The 13,222-nt window shown below is 49.6% G+C and carries 13 protein-coding genes; 6 read left to right on the forward strand and 7 right to left on the reverse strand.

Annotation, left to right across the window (positions count from 1 at the left end):
• Positions 1-64: 64 nt before the first annotated feature.
• Both AOA63_RS10525 and rpoE read right to left on the reverse strand, forming a co-directional pair.
• Positions 65-1,723, reverse strand: coding sequence for a CTP synthase (locus AOA63_RS10525; RefSeq protein WP_347474803.1), 1,659 nt, complete (start codon positions 1,721-1,723; stop codon positions 65-67).
• 81 nt (positions 1,724-1,804) lie between these two features.
• Positions 1,805-2,095 (reverse strand): DNA-directed RNA polymerase subunit delta, encoded by a 291-nt coding sequence (gene rpoE, locus AOA63_RS10530; protein WP_020372956.1) that lies wholly within the window; start codon positions 2,093-2,095, stop codon positions 1,805-1,807.
• A gap of 301 nt (positions 2,096-2,396) precedes the next feature.
• On the opposite strand from rpoE, the gene AOA63_RS10535 reads away from it, so the two are divergent.
• Genes AOA63_RS10535 through AOA63_RS10545 form a run of 3 tightly spaced genes read left to right on the forward strand, consistent with a single transcriptional unit; the run spans position 2,397 to position 4,698 of the window.
• Positions 2,397-2,891 (forward strand): FMN-binding protein, encoded by a 495-nt coding sequence (locus tag AOA63_RS10535; RefSeq protein ID WP_053959656.1) that lies wholly within the window; start codon positions 2,397-2,399, stop codon positions 2,889-2,891.
• A gap of 8 nt (positions 2,892-2,899) precedes the next feature.
• On the forward strand, positions 2,900-3,844 hold the full coding sequence (locus AOA63_RS10540) for an FAD:protein FMN transferase (RefSeq protein ID WP_053959657.1): 945 nt from the start codon (positions 2,900-2,902) through the stop codon (positions 3,842-3,844).
• Positions 3,841-4,698 carry an RnfABCDGE type electron transport complex subunit D gene (locus tag AOA63_RS10545; protein ID WP_053959658.1) on the forward strand — a complete coding sequence of 286 codons (858 nt, stop codon included), beginning with the start codon at positions 3,841-3,843 and terminating at the stop codon, positions 4,696-4,698. Before AOA63_RS10540 ends, AOA63_RS10545 begins: the two co-directional genes overlap by 4 nt.
• A 32-nt stretch (positions 4,699-4,730) precedes the next feature.
• Here the strand turns inward: AOA63_RS10545 and AOA63_RS10550 are convergent, their stop codons facing one another.
• Positions 4,731-6,032 carry a sensor histidine kinase gene (locus AOA63_RS10550; RefSeq protein WP_053959659.1) on the reverse strand — a complete coding sequence of 434 codons (1,302 nt, stop codon included), beginning with the start codon at positions 6,030-6,032 and terminating at the stop codon, positions 4,731-4,733.
• Positions 6,029-6,709: a response regulator transcription factor gene (locus tag AOA63_RS10555; RefSeq protein ID WP_053959660.1), complete on the reverse strand. Its 681-nt coding sequence runs from the start codon at positions 6,707-6,709 to the stop codon at positions 6,029-6,031. Before AOA63_RS10555 ends, AOA63_RS10550 begins: the two co-directional genes overlap by 4 nt.
• A 451-nt stretch (positions 6,710-7,160) precedes the next feature.
• Between AOA63_RS10555 and AOA63_RS10560 the strand changes: the two genes are divergently transcribed.
• Positions 7,161-8,489, forward strand: coding sequence for a hypothetical protein (locus AOA63_RS10560; protein ID WP_053959661.1), 1,329 nt, complete (start codon positions 7,161-7,163; stop codon positions 8,487-8,489).
• Entirely contained in the window at positions 8,486-8,827 is a 342-nt protein-coding gene (locus AOA63_RS10565; RefSeq protein ID WP_053959662.1) for a hypothetical protein, read from the forward strand. Before AOA63_RS10560 ends, AOA63_RS10565 begins: the two co-directional genes overlap by 4 nt.
• On the opposite strand, the gene AOA63_RS10570 is transcribed toward AOA63_RS10565, so the two are convergent.
• From AOA63_RS10570 to AOA63_RS10580, 3 genes are read right to left on the reverse strand one after another with little or no spacing between them, the layout of a single operon-like run.
• Positions 8,777-10,432: a long-chain-fatty-acid--CoA ligase gene (locus tag AOA63_RS10570; protein WP_053959663.1), complete on the reverse strand. Its 1,656-nt coding sequence runs from the start codon at positions 10,430-10,432 to the stop codon at positions 8,777-8,779. The two genes, AOA63_RS10565 and AOA63_RS10570, sit on opposite strands and share 51 nt — an antisense overlap.
• A 2-nt stretch (positions 10,433-10,434) precedes the next feature.
• Complete coding sequence (locus AOA63_RS10575) at positions 10,435-11,187, reverse strand: enoyl-CoA hydratase/isomerase family protein (protein ID WP_053959664.1); 753 nt, start codon at positions 11,185-11,187, stop codon at positions 10,435-10,437.
• A 26-nt stretch (positions 11,188-11,213) separates the two neighbouring features.
• Positions 11,214-12,395 carry a 3-hydroxyacyl-CoA dehydrogenase gene (locus tag AOA63_RS10580; protein WP_242848317.1) on the reverse strand — a complete coding sequence of 394 codons (1,182 nt, stop codon included), beginning with the start codon at positions 12,393-12,395 and terminating at the stop codon, positions 11,214-11,216.
• Between the two features lie 338 nt (positions 12,396-12,733).
• On the opposite strand from AOA63_RS10580, the gene AOA63_RS10585 reads away from it, so the two are divergent.
• Positions 12,734-13,201 (forward strand): MarR family winged helix-turn-helix transcriptional regulator, encoded by a 468-nt coding sequence (locus AOA63_RS10585; protein ID WP_053959665.1) that lies wholly within the window; start codon positions 12,734-12,736, stop codon positions 13,199-13,201.
• The last annotated feature ends 21 nt before the right edge of the window (positions 13,202-13,222 follow it).

Genomic DNA, 13,222 nt, shown 5'->3' on the forward strand with positions numbered 1-13,222 from the left:
TTCAGTATATTCTGTTGGCGAAATCGTTGTCAAAAGGTTCCCCATGGACTATGCTCGACAAATCTTAGGAATGGGCGACCGGACCCGTATTTTCTTTCACTAGCTCGTCTTCCAATTTTCGGGATTTGGCTTCCACTGCCGCCCCAACAAAGCTGGCAAACAAGGGATGGGGACGGTTGGGCCGGGATTGAAACTCAGGATGGAACTGGGTTCCCACAAACCAGGGATGATCTTTTAATTCCATAATTTCCACCAAGCGTTCATCGGGTGATAATCCCGAGGCGATAAATCCGGCTTGTTCTAACACATCCCGGTATTGGTTATTTAATTCAAATCGGTGACGGTGCCGTTCAAAAATTAGCGTGTCTTGATAAATGGCTTGGGTTTTGGTTCCCACACGCAAGGCACAGGGATAACTTCCTAAACGCATGGTTCCTCCCATATCAACAACGCCTTGTTGTTCGGGCATCAAGTCGATAACGGGATAAGGCGTATCGGGAACAAATTCCGTCGAATTCGCTTCTTTTAGGCCTGCGACATTGCGGGCAATTTCAATGGCGGCAGCTTGCATGCCCATACAAATACCAAAATAAGGGGTCTTGGTTTCACGTGCCCACGTGATCGCTTGAATTTTGCCTTCTACACCGCGGTAGCCAAAACTTCCGGGCACCAAAACGCCATCCACACCTTCTAAAGCTTGTTCGGCCCCGTGCAATTCGATGTCTTCAGAGTCCACCCAGCGAATATTTACATGCACTTGATGCGTCAAGCCTCCATGAAAGAGCCCTTCAGCCACACTCATATAGGCATCATGTAACGCCACATATTTTCCGACTACAGCAATGGTGACGTCACCTTGAAGCTTTGTCGCCCGTTTGGCGACCTGCGCCCACTCTTCTAAATCAGCTGGCGGCGCTTTGATTTTCAGCCGGTCCAACACGATGTCGTCCAGCCCTTCTTCCGCTAGCATGACTGGAAGTTGATAAATCGATTCCGCGTCTACGTTTTGAATGACCGCACGCCTGTCAACATCACACATCAAGGCAATTTTGTCCCGTAAATCCCGCGATAACGGTTTTTGTGTCCGGCACACAATGACATCCGGCTGAATCCCAATCGATCGCAACTCCTTAACAGAGTGCTGAGTCGGCTTGGTTTTCGCTTCCCCGGCAGCATTTAAATACGGTACCAGGGTCACATGAAGATACATCACGGAGTCCCGACCAACATCCGATCGCATTTGACGGATGGCTTCTAAGAAGGGGAGACTCTCAATGTCGCCAACCGTACCCCCAATTTCCACAATGATCACATCAGCTCCTGATGCCTCGGCGACCCGGTGGATGCGCTCTTTGATTTCGTTTGTAATATGGGGAATGACTTGAATAGTTCCCCCCAGAAAATCACCCCGGCGTTCTTTGGTGAGGATAGACCAATATATGCGTCCGGTTGTTACATTATTGGCTTGACCCAAGTTCACATCCATAAATCGTTCATAATGGCCCAAGTCCAAATCGGTCTCTGCGCCATCTTGGGTGACAAAGACCTCACCGTGTTGAAGAGGGCTCATCGTGCCGGGATCCACATTAATATAGGGATCCAATTTCAAAGCCGTTACCTTGACCCCTCGGCTTTTTAAAATACGTCCCAAAGATGCGGCCGTGATTCCCTTTCCTAATGATGAAACCACGCCACCCGTAATAAACACAAACTTTGCCACAATGTCCTCCCCTTAATGTTCACAGATAGCCGTTGTATGAATTTACCGAACTCGTAATGCTAAAAGGAGAAGGAGGTCCGAAGGTTACCCTTCGTCCTCCTCACTGTCACCATTGTCGTCGTCGTAAGACAGCTCATTGCCACGAGATGTGGAACCTTTTGCTACCGATTTCGGTAGCCACTCCTTTAGACCCCACATCGCATTGCCGCGGTACTGAAATCGAACGTCGAGATTGATGTCCGTATAAATTCGCGCTGCCCGCTTGGGTTCCCGATCCAGTCCCAATTTGCGGAGAGTTTCATCAAGTAAATCTTGAACCTCCATGGGTTGTCCATGTTCCTTAAGAACTTCATAGGCTGCATCGGTGACTTGCATGGCAATTACCCCCGTCGCACTAAATTCTCCAGTATTATACCATCTACAATTTTAAAACGTAATATTCTGCTCGAACCAAAAACATGGGTTCTTCCGGCATTGTTTTTTCCGTCTGGCTTAGGCCAACACGCTCATTACTCAGTTTGATCCATATCGGCTCCAGGCTAAAGGAATTTTTGGCACTTTGACGCAAATTCCGCCTCATGGCGCATAGGGACACGTCAGGATAACGTCAGGATCTTTTGTTAGCCTTGACTACACAATAAACATTGCTGATGACAACATCTAGGAGGGTCATGTTTTGCCGAATCTTACCGGTGCAAAATTTTTAAGCTTATGTACGGTAGCAGTCGGAGCCATCTATGCCGCCGGGTATGCCTATACACAACCCTCTGCCAAGGCTAATCCCTTAAGCGCGCAAGCCCCCACGTCGTCTCATAAGGCGTTGTCCGCTCCGTCTACACCATCTCATAGCTCGTCTGGCACACAAAATCCCTCTGTGCCCACAACGACACCGAGTCCATCTCCCGTTTATAAAGACGGAACCTATACCGGTTCTGGGGCTAATCCCTATGGCACCTTATCAGTAACCGTCGAAATCGTGCATGGCAAAATTAGTCGGGTACAAATTACGCAATACAACATGCACTATCCCGAGTCGATTATCGATCCCACACTCCCCCAAGAAGTGATATCGATGCAAACATGGCGCATTTATGTTGTCACTGGGGCTACCGCTAGCACCTACAACTTTGCCGAAGCGGTCTATAACGCTTTACAAAAAGCGAAAGGGTAGAGAATTTCATGAAACATTCTGGCCATTATGCTTTATCCCATGTCACCGAATCCTTCCTATTAATGGGCACCACCGTCACATTTCAGGTCGTAGGTCATGGCCCTGTCAATGACATCCAACAGAGTATCCAGCGGGCGCTTAAGGCTATGACCACCGTGGAGCAGGTTTGCAGCCGGTTTGATGAAAACAGCGCACTTAACCAGTTATGTCAACAACCAGGAAAGAAAGTCGCGGTTCCCCCAATTCTCTTTCATGTCTTGCGTATTAGCTGCGAGCTCGCTTCCATTACGAACGGGGTCTTCGATCCCAGTGTCGGTTCCAAGTTGGAGCAGTTGGGATTTAACCGGCATTATTTGACGGACCAAATCGTCCATACAACGTCCCGGTCGTCTGATGAAAATGCTAGTTACCGGGATATTTCGTTATTCGAAGATGATTTATCCGTGCGACTGAACAAACCTATGCAGCTCGATCTCGGGGGCATTGCCAAAGGGCTCGCCATCGATCTCGCTGCCAAAGAACTCGAAGAGTATGACGGGTTCGCGATTAATGCCGGCGGGGACATTTACGTCTTTGGCCATGATCCCACAGGAGATCTCTGGACCATTGGCATCGAAAATCCCTTAAATCCCCACGCTCTTATCGGTACGGTTCAGGTTACCAATATGGCCGTTTGCACCTCGGGAAATTATAAACGGCGCAGTCCAAGCAACCCGCTTGTCCATCACCTCTACAATCCCATAACGGATCACGTAGCGACTGGGCTTTTAAGCTGTACGGTCATGGCCCCTTTAGCCATTGTTGCCGATAGTTATGCGACGGCAGCCTTTTTGCTCGGTCCGCAAGACGGCTTGAGCTTTTTGACGGATATGGGATTCGCCGGTCTATTCATCACAGAACAACTGGAACGCCTGAGCACACCACACATGACAATAAAGGAGTATTTGCCGTGACACGTCCCGCAAAAAAGATTCCACAGCCATCTTGGATCCGGTTTTTCAAAACCCCGAAAGGTTACGTATTGGTGGCCTTGATCGTCCTCAGCATAATCGCGGGCATTTTTTCCCCGGGACCACAAGAATGGCTTTTGATCTTCACTGCCAGCGCAACCGCGCTGATCACAGAAGCTGTGATCGCGTTGGCCCTTCACCGCAGCGTCACTCTATCCACCAGTGCGCTCATTACGGCGCTCATCATTAGTGATGTTTTGAGTGTTGTAACTCCTCTTTATCTCGTGATGTTGACCACCGTCATAGCCCTGGGTTCCAAACATCTCTTAAAACGCGGACGCAAACCATTTTTTAATCCGGCGGCATTTGGCTTACTGTGTTCCCTGCTGTTGTTTCACACCCCACAAAGTTGGTGGGCAGCGTTGAGTCTTCTTCCGCCCTACTCCGTGCTCATTTTATTAATCGCAGGAATTGTTGTGGCCGTTCGCGTCAAAAAATATGTGCAGGTCCTGGCGTTTTTGGGAACCTATTTTAGCCTCTTATTGATTATGGCTCTATTCCACGTGGGGCTTCCCTCCGATACACCGGGCGACGCCTTGCGTGTCCCATTTGTCAATTCCGCTCTCTTTATGGCATTTTTCATGGTAACGGATCCACCGACAACCCCGTCATCAATTCGCAATCAAATCCCATTTAGCGTTATCGTAGCCAGTATTGCTGTCGCGATCTTCGCGGTGTTTGGAGGACTCGCCTATCTGTTCATTGGGCTTCTTGTGGGTAACAGTTGGACCACATGGATGGCACGCAAAAAGCCTCATGTCCCTGCCTCTCAACCCAAGCAAGCCCTGTTGCCCTAGATCATACGCGCTACCCCCGACCTCGTTTTTGGTTACGATTTCATCGGAACCCGGCGAAAAATCACCGTAACACGGGTCCCTTGTCCAGGAACACTCGATAGAATCAATTTGGCCCGGTGGGCTTGGACAATTTTTTGGGCAATAGCCAAGCCCAGACCCGATCCTTTATAGGACGCTTCCCCATCCCCGCGGACAAACCGCCGTGTGGCTTTGCGAAGCATGGCCGCCGACATTCCGCTCCCGGTATCTTCCAGATCGATTTCAGCGTGATGTCTGCGCACCCTGACCCGAATCGTGCATCCGCCTTGTTGGGTATATTTGTGCGCATTATCCAAAAAAATGAGGAGTAATTGGCGAAGGCGCTGGGCATCGGCATGGACGATGGCATCCTCCGCAATGTCTAGCGTCAAATTAAGGCCCGAGAGCTCACAAACGGGTTGATAAATCGCATAGACATCCTCACAAACCTCTTTCAATGAGATGGCGCGGAGATTTAAGGAGCCAGGCCCTTCCTCCAAATGCCCTATCTCTAACAAATCCTTGACCAAATTGGCCATACGCTGGGACTCGCTATAGAGCGCCTCAATCCAGGGAAGATGTTCCTCAATCCGGTCGTGGGAATGGGAAAGGAGCAATTCGACATGTGCCGTCATAGCAAAAAGGGGTGTTCGCAGTTCATGCGATACATCCGAAAGAAACTCTTGTTCCCGGCGCCTCACCGCTAAGATCGGCCGAAGTGTCCACAAGCCCATAAGAAATCCCCCAAATACTGACAAAATGAGGCCGATGGCACCGCCCCACACTAATAAGGTGAGCAACCTGGCTAAACGGGAGTCATCGTCTTGGATATTTTCAAACAGTTGGCCTGTTAAACCTGGATTGATGGGCCATTGCATGACCCGGTAGGGTACGCTTAAGATTCGCACCGAATAAAAGACTGGGTGTATAGACGCGTGAGCATCAAATAGCGATTGGATTTCCGGTTTGCTGGCTTGGGGAAAGGGGTGATACGAGGCCACGACGTGTGGCGGATGCGAGGAATCCCATAAAAGAAGATGCACGTCAGAGACCTTGGTCAAGGATTCATGCTCCATTTCGGCCACCACAGCCTTTTGACACGGAGGACATAAATGTCCCATGTGCCAGGCAATGTTCTCAAGTTGATGATCGACAGCCTCAAGATATTGTCTCTGATCCATACTGTAGACAAACCCTGCCAACACCGTCCAAATCACTGCGAGAACCGCCATATTAATGAAAGCCACGGATATACGGTGGCGAATCATCTCCCGTTCTTCGAACCGCTTAAACTTTAACCATTGCCGGGTATTCATGGCTTTACGCCTAAACGGTAGCCTAGGCCACGGACTGCAACAATATCTGGTCCGCCGTAGGCCGCAAGGCGCCTCCGGAGTTTGGAAATATGGGCTTCCAACGCATTGTCCAGAATTTCCGTCCCTTCTCCCCATAACCGGTCCATTAACTGCTGCCGCGTTAAAACCCAGTGGGGATAACGCAAGAAAAGTTCCATCAGCAGTGCCTCTTTGGGAGACAATGCTAAGGTGTGGGAGCCAATGGTAAGCTCACGTGTTGTAAACCGGTACCGCATATTGTCAAATTCTAAGATGTCACTTTCTTGATATCCTAAAGCACTGCGTCGCAGTTGTGCCCGAATTCGGGCATGGAGCTCTGTCGAGGCAAAGGGTTTGACTAAATAATCATCGGCTCCGGCATCAAGACCTTGCACACGGTCATCGACCCGGTCTTTAGCCGTAATCATAATAATCGGGGTGCGAATTTTATGCTGTCTAACCTGTACCGCAATATCATACCCGTTGAGGCCAGGCAGGAGGACATCTAACAGGATAAGGTCATAGGATCCATTCAAGGCCTGGTCTAACGCATTCTCGCCATGAGAACACGCATATACATCATAATTCTCCGCTTGCAACATGTCACAAAGGGCCACGCGCAAGGTATGATCATCTTCTGCCAACAAAATCCTCGGCATTCACCGCTCCTTGTCTTCGTTACTCAAGCTTAGCACGAACCCAATTGTCCACCGCGCTTGACTATCATATCAACATGTTTAGTGTATCCGCGTTGATAGTCACTCGTCTAGTGAGGTTTTGGCCGTAGGAGCATTTAGCAAGCTTCTCAAAGGGAACAGTCGGCTTGATGAAATCAAACAGTTCCCTGGCAAAAAATCTGCAGTGGCTCTCCAATACCATCAGAAGCGCTTTAACGGACTTTTTTAGGAGTCGTGTGAAGGCGAAACTTCATACAGGCCCATCGAAACCCGCAAAAAATCGCAACACCATCATATGCTAACTGCCTGTTAGATCGCAGCAAAAGGACAATGTGAAGGCATTATATTCATAATAAATTGACCATTTTCATCGCAATTGGTTACACTAGTCATGGATATTTGTGTTGATTAACTCAAAGGGGTTAAGTCACCGGTGAAGCATCTGGGGCAACTATTGCTGATGACATGTGAAGAACCTCAGGTGTCACCATCTCTCCTAGCAGCTATTCGCTTAGGATATGTTGGGGGCATTGTACTCAATCCCGCAGTCCTTCCGAATGCTGAGTCCTTACAAGACATGATTTGGCTTCTGCATGATACCGCCAAATTGGGGAAGCAGCCTGCACCCCTTATCCTCCTTGACGTTACCGATTCGGTATCCTCATTATGGCCGTTGCCGTCCCTGCGATCGATGGCTGTAGCCGGGTTAACCGATGATGTACACCGTCTTTTAAACACTATGGCTTTAATTTGGCGGCAAATGGGCATTACCGGCGTTATAGGTCCCACACTTGGGGTGGGCGACAAGACACCTAGTCCTTGGACAGACAAGCGGACAAAATATTTGCAGTTATGGGTTAGAGAATTGCGTCAAGCAGGTCTCCATCCTTTTATGCGTATTATCCCAACGCCTTCCGCAACGGATGTAAGTGATGTCCTCATTGCAACCATTGATAGCGGCTTAGGCGCAGCCATCCTAGGGGGACACGAGCCCGTCAACGCATCATTATGGCGGGACTCTTTGAATTTTCGCGGACTTTTAGTCCATGATCTCCGGTTAACACATTTTGATGTGAATCTTATCCCCGCCAGCATTGCACAGGGGCTTGATATGATTATCTTACCCGCCGATGCCGATATCAATGAATCATACCGGACATTACTCGTTGAGATGAACCGCCATCATGTATCCAAACGGAAAATCTATTCGGCCTTGACACGCATCCGGATGCTGAAGGAATCCAAGCCGCCCTTCTCATGGAGTCTAGAGGTGAGCCAGCGGCCCATTAAACAATGGGCGCAAAATATTTGGAATCACGCCCTCGTCCACACCGGTCCTATCTATTCTCCTAAGGCCGGCACTCAAGAATTTGGCCTGATTGAATTTGGCAAGCCGTCTCCCTTGAAATCATTGTTACAACAGCACCTGGCGTTTTATCACTGCCTTGATATCGATCCTGATGTTAGAGATCTCTTTCACATTCACCTGAAGAGCCAAAAAAGTTCCGTCCCGCTTGTCATCCATCTCAATGATGCCTGGCACCATTTAAATCAGTCCTTATTATTTCCCTTGTGCCAGCCAAGACCCCTTGGCGTGGCCATGAATCACCCGGCCGATCTATTTTTACTGCCCCGTGATGCCACTGGTTTAACCAATTTTGATAGTCAACTCGGAGCATTTGGGGCGGTGGCATCCGCCATTATCGGAAAAATTTCTATTCACGGGCAATGGCCCAACCCCCAGGAGGTTACCCAGCTATGACACCGGAAAAAATCGCGTTAACAGGCATCCGGCGCAAATCCTCTCGGCGCGTCAATCCTTACGGTCTCTTGCGGTTATTAATCGTGGCCGTAGTTTTCGCACTATTAGCGTTAGGACACGGCTTGTCGTGGTGGATTGGTTTTTCCCTTCTCACAGCCGTACTTATTACCCTAAGTGGAAACAACATGAGGCCGATTGGTCCGTGGTTGGGATCGATCGGCCTGATCTTTTTAGCCTTTGTGCATGTGGGCATTATCCCGTTTCTCTATGGGATTATTCCCATGACATTATTGTTCGTGAGCTATTTCGCCTTGGTCTTCCGCCGCTTGGCGGGCTAGTTCCCGGCGCAGGATTTTCCCGATCGCTGATTTCGGCAACTGATCGACGACTTGATAGGACCGGGGCCGCTTATAGGACGCCAAGTTTTGCTGGCAAAAGCGGTCAATATCCTCAAGATCGGGCGTGACGCCCTCTTTAGGAACAATATAGGCTTTGACCCGTTCACCGTGGTAAGCATCGGGCACCCCGACGACACACGCCTCTTTGACGGCCGGGTGATGATACAATACTTCTTCCACTTCCCGCGGATAGACATTAAAGCCCGAATAGATAATCAAGTCTTTTTTGCGGTCTTGAATGGCAAAAAAGCCCTCGGAGTCCATAATGGCTAAGTCCCCCGTATAAAGCCATCCCTGCTTTAAGACCTGAGCTGTCTCCTCAGGACGCCGCCAGTATCCCTGCATGACTTGGGGGCCTTGAATAATAAGTTCGCCCACTTCCCCAGGCTCCACATCGTATCCCATATTATCCACAATGCGCACCTTGGTTGACGGGTAGGGTAAGCCAATGCCAGGTGCTTGATAATCCACCGGCCACAAAGGCTGGCAATGAGTCACTGGCGACGCTTCCGTTAGCCCATAACCTTCGACGATGCGGCCATGCGTCAATTTCTCAAAATTTTCTTGAACATGCCGGGGCAGGGGCGCCGAACCGCTAATACAGCCTTTAATTGATGTCAAATCCAAATCATGGGCCAGAGCATACTGCGTAAGCGCAACGTACATTGTTGGCGCTCCAGGGAGTAATGTCGGCTTGGTGCGGGCAATCCATAGAGCCGCTTGTTCGGGATTAAACCTGGGCATTAATACCAGACGAGCACCAATCAACAACCCGAGATTCATCCCCACCGTCATGGCATAGGCGTGAAACAAGGGCAAGGCAATTAACACGGTATCCTGTCCCCGCGACAAAAGATTTGCCATCCACAAACGGGATTGTTCCGCGTTGGCTAATAGGTTCCAATGGGTCAACATGGCACCTTTAGGCCATCCCGTCGTGCCTCCGGTGTATTGTAATAGGGCTAAATCTGTTTGGGGATCTATAGCAGGCACATCCCTATCTTGAATAGGCGGTAAGCTGAGCCATTCCGTAAGTCTGTGAGACTCGGGGTATACGCTTAGGGTTTCTTGCTCTTGTTTAGGGTCGTTATTGGCCGATGCAATCACCACGGGCCATGGCAGGGGTAATAGCGCGGAGGGCACTTTAGCGACAATTTCAGGGGGCACGATCAACGCTTGGGGTTCGGCATCTTGTAAGAGCCTGGTTAATTCAGGCAGCGTATACAATGGATTTAAGGCCACCACAGTGGCACCAACGAGTAACGTCGCAAAATAGGCTTGAACAAATGCCAAACTATTGGGCAATATTAATGCTACCCGGTCATGAGGCTTAACTCCCAGTCGCCGAAGACCTTCCGCCACGCGCTGCACCATATTCCATAACTCTTTATACGTGACGTCTTTGTCCTCTAACACGATGGCAATGCGGCCATCACAGTTTTTCCAGCGTGCGATAATATCGTATAGGGGTACGGGCCGGCAATCGATGGCTTCCGGCACAGTACCGTAGTGATGGATCCACGGTTTTTGATCATACACGGACATGATTACCGCCCCCGAAATTGTGGTCGCCTTTTTTGCAAAAAGGCTGTGATGCCTTCTGTGGCATCGTCAGTTCGCATGAGCTGGGCCATTTTGTCGCTTTCCCCGGCTTGCCCTAATCCCGGGTTGGCTAATAATTCCTTGATGGCTCCAAGCGCTAAAGGCGGGAGACTGGCAAGCCTGTCAGCCTGGTTCAACGCGTATTCGACTAGTAAATGACTGGGGACAATATAATGAATCAAGCCAATCCGCAGTGCCTCATCGGCATCAATCGCATCCCCCGTTAACAATAAGCGCGTAGCCTGGGAGCGACCAATTAATTTCGGTAGGCGGACAGTGCCTCCCCAGCCAGGAATAATGCCTAGATTGACCTCGGGTTGACCAAAGCGGGCATCGGGACAAGCAATGCGCAAATCACAGGCCATTGCCATTTCATTTCCCCCGCCCAAGGCTGGGCCATTAACGGCAGCAATGATCGGTTTGGAACTCTGTTCAATGCGGTCAAATAATTTAACCCCATAGCGAAGAAATTCATTAACGTCGCTGCCTAACTGCAAAAAGCTCGGGATGTCCGCGCCAGCAGCAAAAAATGAACCATGTCCTGTAATGACCATAGCCCGAATGTCGTCATTGGCCAAGGCCATATCCAGGGCTTCAGATAGTTCTTGGAGAAGGGGAAAACTTAAGGAATTTACCGGAGGGTGATTTAATTCGAAAAGCATGACATGATCACGTTGTTCTTGTGAAACAAGAGCCATTTTTTTCACCTCTTTCGGGTTGTCGACTAATAATTAAAGTACCCGCGGGAAGTTTTGACACCAAGTTGTCCGCGTTCTACACGCTCCTTAAGTGACGCTGGCGGTGTAAAGCGCTCCCCTATGCGCTTGGACATTTGTGTGAGCTTGTTATAGACCACATCTAAACCCATAGAATCCGCCAAGGCTAGAGGACCCATGGGGAGACCCGCGCCTGCTCGCATGGCAATGTCTATAGCCCGTGCGCTGGCAATACCTTCTTCAAAGACCCGGGCCGCTTCCATAAAGGTTGCCATGGTGAATTGATCAATCAGGTCTTGTTCTTGTTCGGGCGTTAGCGATGAGGTGGCTGAAGCAGCGGCCTCAGGCGTCGTATAGGAATAGAAGCCTTGACCCGTTTTAACACCCAAATGATGTTGCTGGACTAATTCTCCAAGTTCAGGCCCGGGATAAAAACGGTCGCCATACGCCTTTTGCAAGGTTTGCGCCACGTCCCATGCAATGTCAAGTCCCAAGGCATCGGCTAACACAAAGGGACCCATGGGTGCTAAGTGGTTTTTGGTAATGACAGCGTCAATATCGTGAGCCGAAACATGATGCTCGGCTTTAAACCGCATCACTTCAGCCATAGATGCCGTTAAAATCCGGTTAACGACAAATCCCGGACACTCTTTGACCACCACAGGGATCTTCCGCAGTTCTTCACTCAGGCGGGTTAGCGTATCAAGAACATCTTGATCGGTATTCTCGCCGGCGATAATTTCAACGAGCTTCATGGTATGTGCGGGATAGAAAAAGTGCATGCCTGCCACGCGCTCGGGTCTCGTAGTGGCATTGGCCATTTCGGATATACTGAGTGCTGATGTATTACTAGCTAAAATCGCCAAGGGTGGTAAAATCCGATCTAATTCGCGAAAGACTTGCTGTTTCAATGCCATTTTTTCTGGTACGGCTTCAATCGCCACCGACACATCATAGAGGTCCTTATCTTGCGAGCTAAACCGGATTTGGGCAAACCGTATTTCCGCGTCCTTTGGACTGAGTCGCCCTTTGGCAATGCGGCTCTCTATGACATTGCGAATATGTTCTTGAGCCCGCTGCAAAGCATTTTCATCGACATCTCTTAAAACCACGGGAATATTCGCCATCGCCAGGCTATAAGCAATGTCTGCCCCCATGGTTCCTGCCCCCACTACGGCAACTTTTTTCACGTACATGAAAAGCCCTGCCTTTCGCCGTATTTTCACCAGCGGTTCCCTGCCATCCTCCTTGTCTGGATGAGCCGGAGATCCGCTCGATATTGTTATGGCCTTCTCCCAATTTCCCGTCACCATCTTCAGGATAAAAACAGGCCAAGGTCCCGGTGTGTCGTTTTAGAAATCCCATATTTCCGACAATTCGGGATCATGGCAATCATTCCTTTTAAGTATAGCATTGTGCACGGCCAGTATATCGCCTATATGCAATATTTGTCAACGACAAGTTTATTATCGACTAGCGAAATCTTTGCTATGATGAAATAAATGGAAAGGATACAGGGGGGACATTAATGGACCGTCAGCTTCAGGCCTTTATTGATGAGATTCAAAAACTCTTTCCGCGCATTATGCGATATCTAGAAGCTGAAGCCAGCCGCGAATTAATAGGGCTTGAGGTGACACCGTCCCAAATGAATGCGCTGTTTGCGCTCTACGGGGTCAGGAATATGCCAATGGGCGAATTAGCAGACCAGCTTGGATTAACGGAAAGTGCCGCCACACGCTTAGTCGACCGGCTCATCAATATGAACTTGGTGAGACGCGAACGCGACGATCAGGATCGGCGGGTCGTCCGCGTGCGTTTGTCCTCTTATGGCAAACAACTTGCCGAACTCGTGTTTGAACGCCGCCAAGCTCAAGTGACCCGATTTGCCGAACGCTTACCCCAAGACTCGCGCGACGCCCTCATCCGCGGTCTATCGGACTTGCTCGACGTGTTTCAACGCCTTGAACAAGAATCTAAAGCGCAAAAGAAATAGAGGAGTCCTTAATCCCTCTCC

The sequence above is a fragment of the Sulfobacillus thermosulfidooxidans genome (assembly GCF_001280565.1).
GTDB lineage: Bacteria > Bacillota > Sulfobacillia > Sulfobacillales > Sulfobacillaceae > Sulfobacillus > Sulfobacillus thermosulfidooxidans_A.

What these genes read in the sequence shown, in the direction of transcription:
- rpoE (WP_020372956.1), bottom strand. Translation starts at nt 2,095, where the DNA reads ATGCAAGTCACCGATGCAGCCTATGAAGTTCTTAAGGAACATGGACAA.
- AOA63_RS10540 (WP_053959657.1), top strand. Translation starts at nt 2,900, where the DNA reads ATGAAACATTCTGGCCATTATGCTTTATCCCATGTCACCGAATCCTTC.
- AOA63_RS10550 (WP_053959659.1), bottom strand. Translation starts at nt 6,032, where the DNA reads ATGAATACCCGGCAATGGTTAAAGTTTAAGCGGTTCGAAGAACGGGAG.
- AOA63_RS10555 (WP_053959660.1), bottom strand. Translation starts at nt 6,709, where the DNA reads ATGCCGAGGATTTTGTTGGCAGAAGATGATCATACCTTGCGCGTGGCC.
- AOA63_RS10565 (WP_053959662.1), top strand. Translation starts at nt 8,486, where the DNA reads ATGACACCGGAAAAAATCGCGTTAACAGGCATCCGGCGCAAATCCTCT.
- AOA63_RS10570 (WP_053959663.1), bottom strand. Translation starts at nt 10,432, where the DNA reads ATGTCCGTGTATGATCAAAAACCGTGGATCCATCACTACGGTACTGTG.
- AOA63_RS10575 (WP_053959664.1), bottom strand. Translation starts at nt 11,187, where the DNA reads ATGGCTCTTGTTTCACAAGAACAACGTGATCATGTCATGCTTTTCGAA.
- AOA63_RS10585 (WP_053959665.1), top strand. Translation starts at nt 12,734, where the DNA reads ATGGACCGTCAGCTTCAGGCCTTTATTGATGAGATTCAAAAACTCTTT.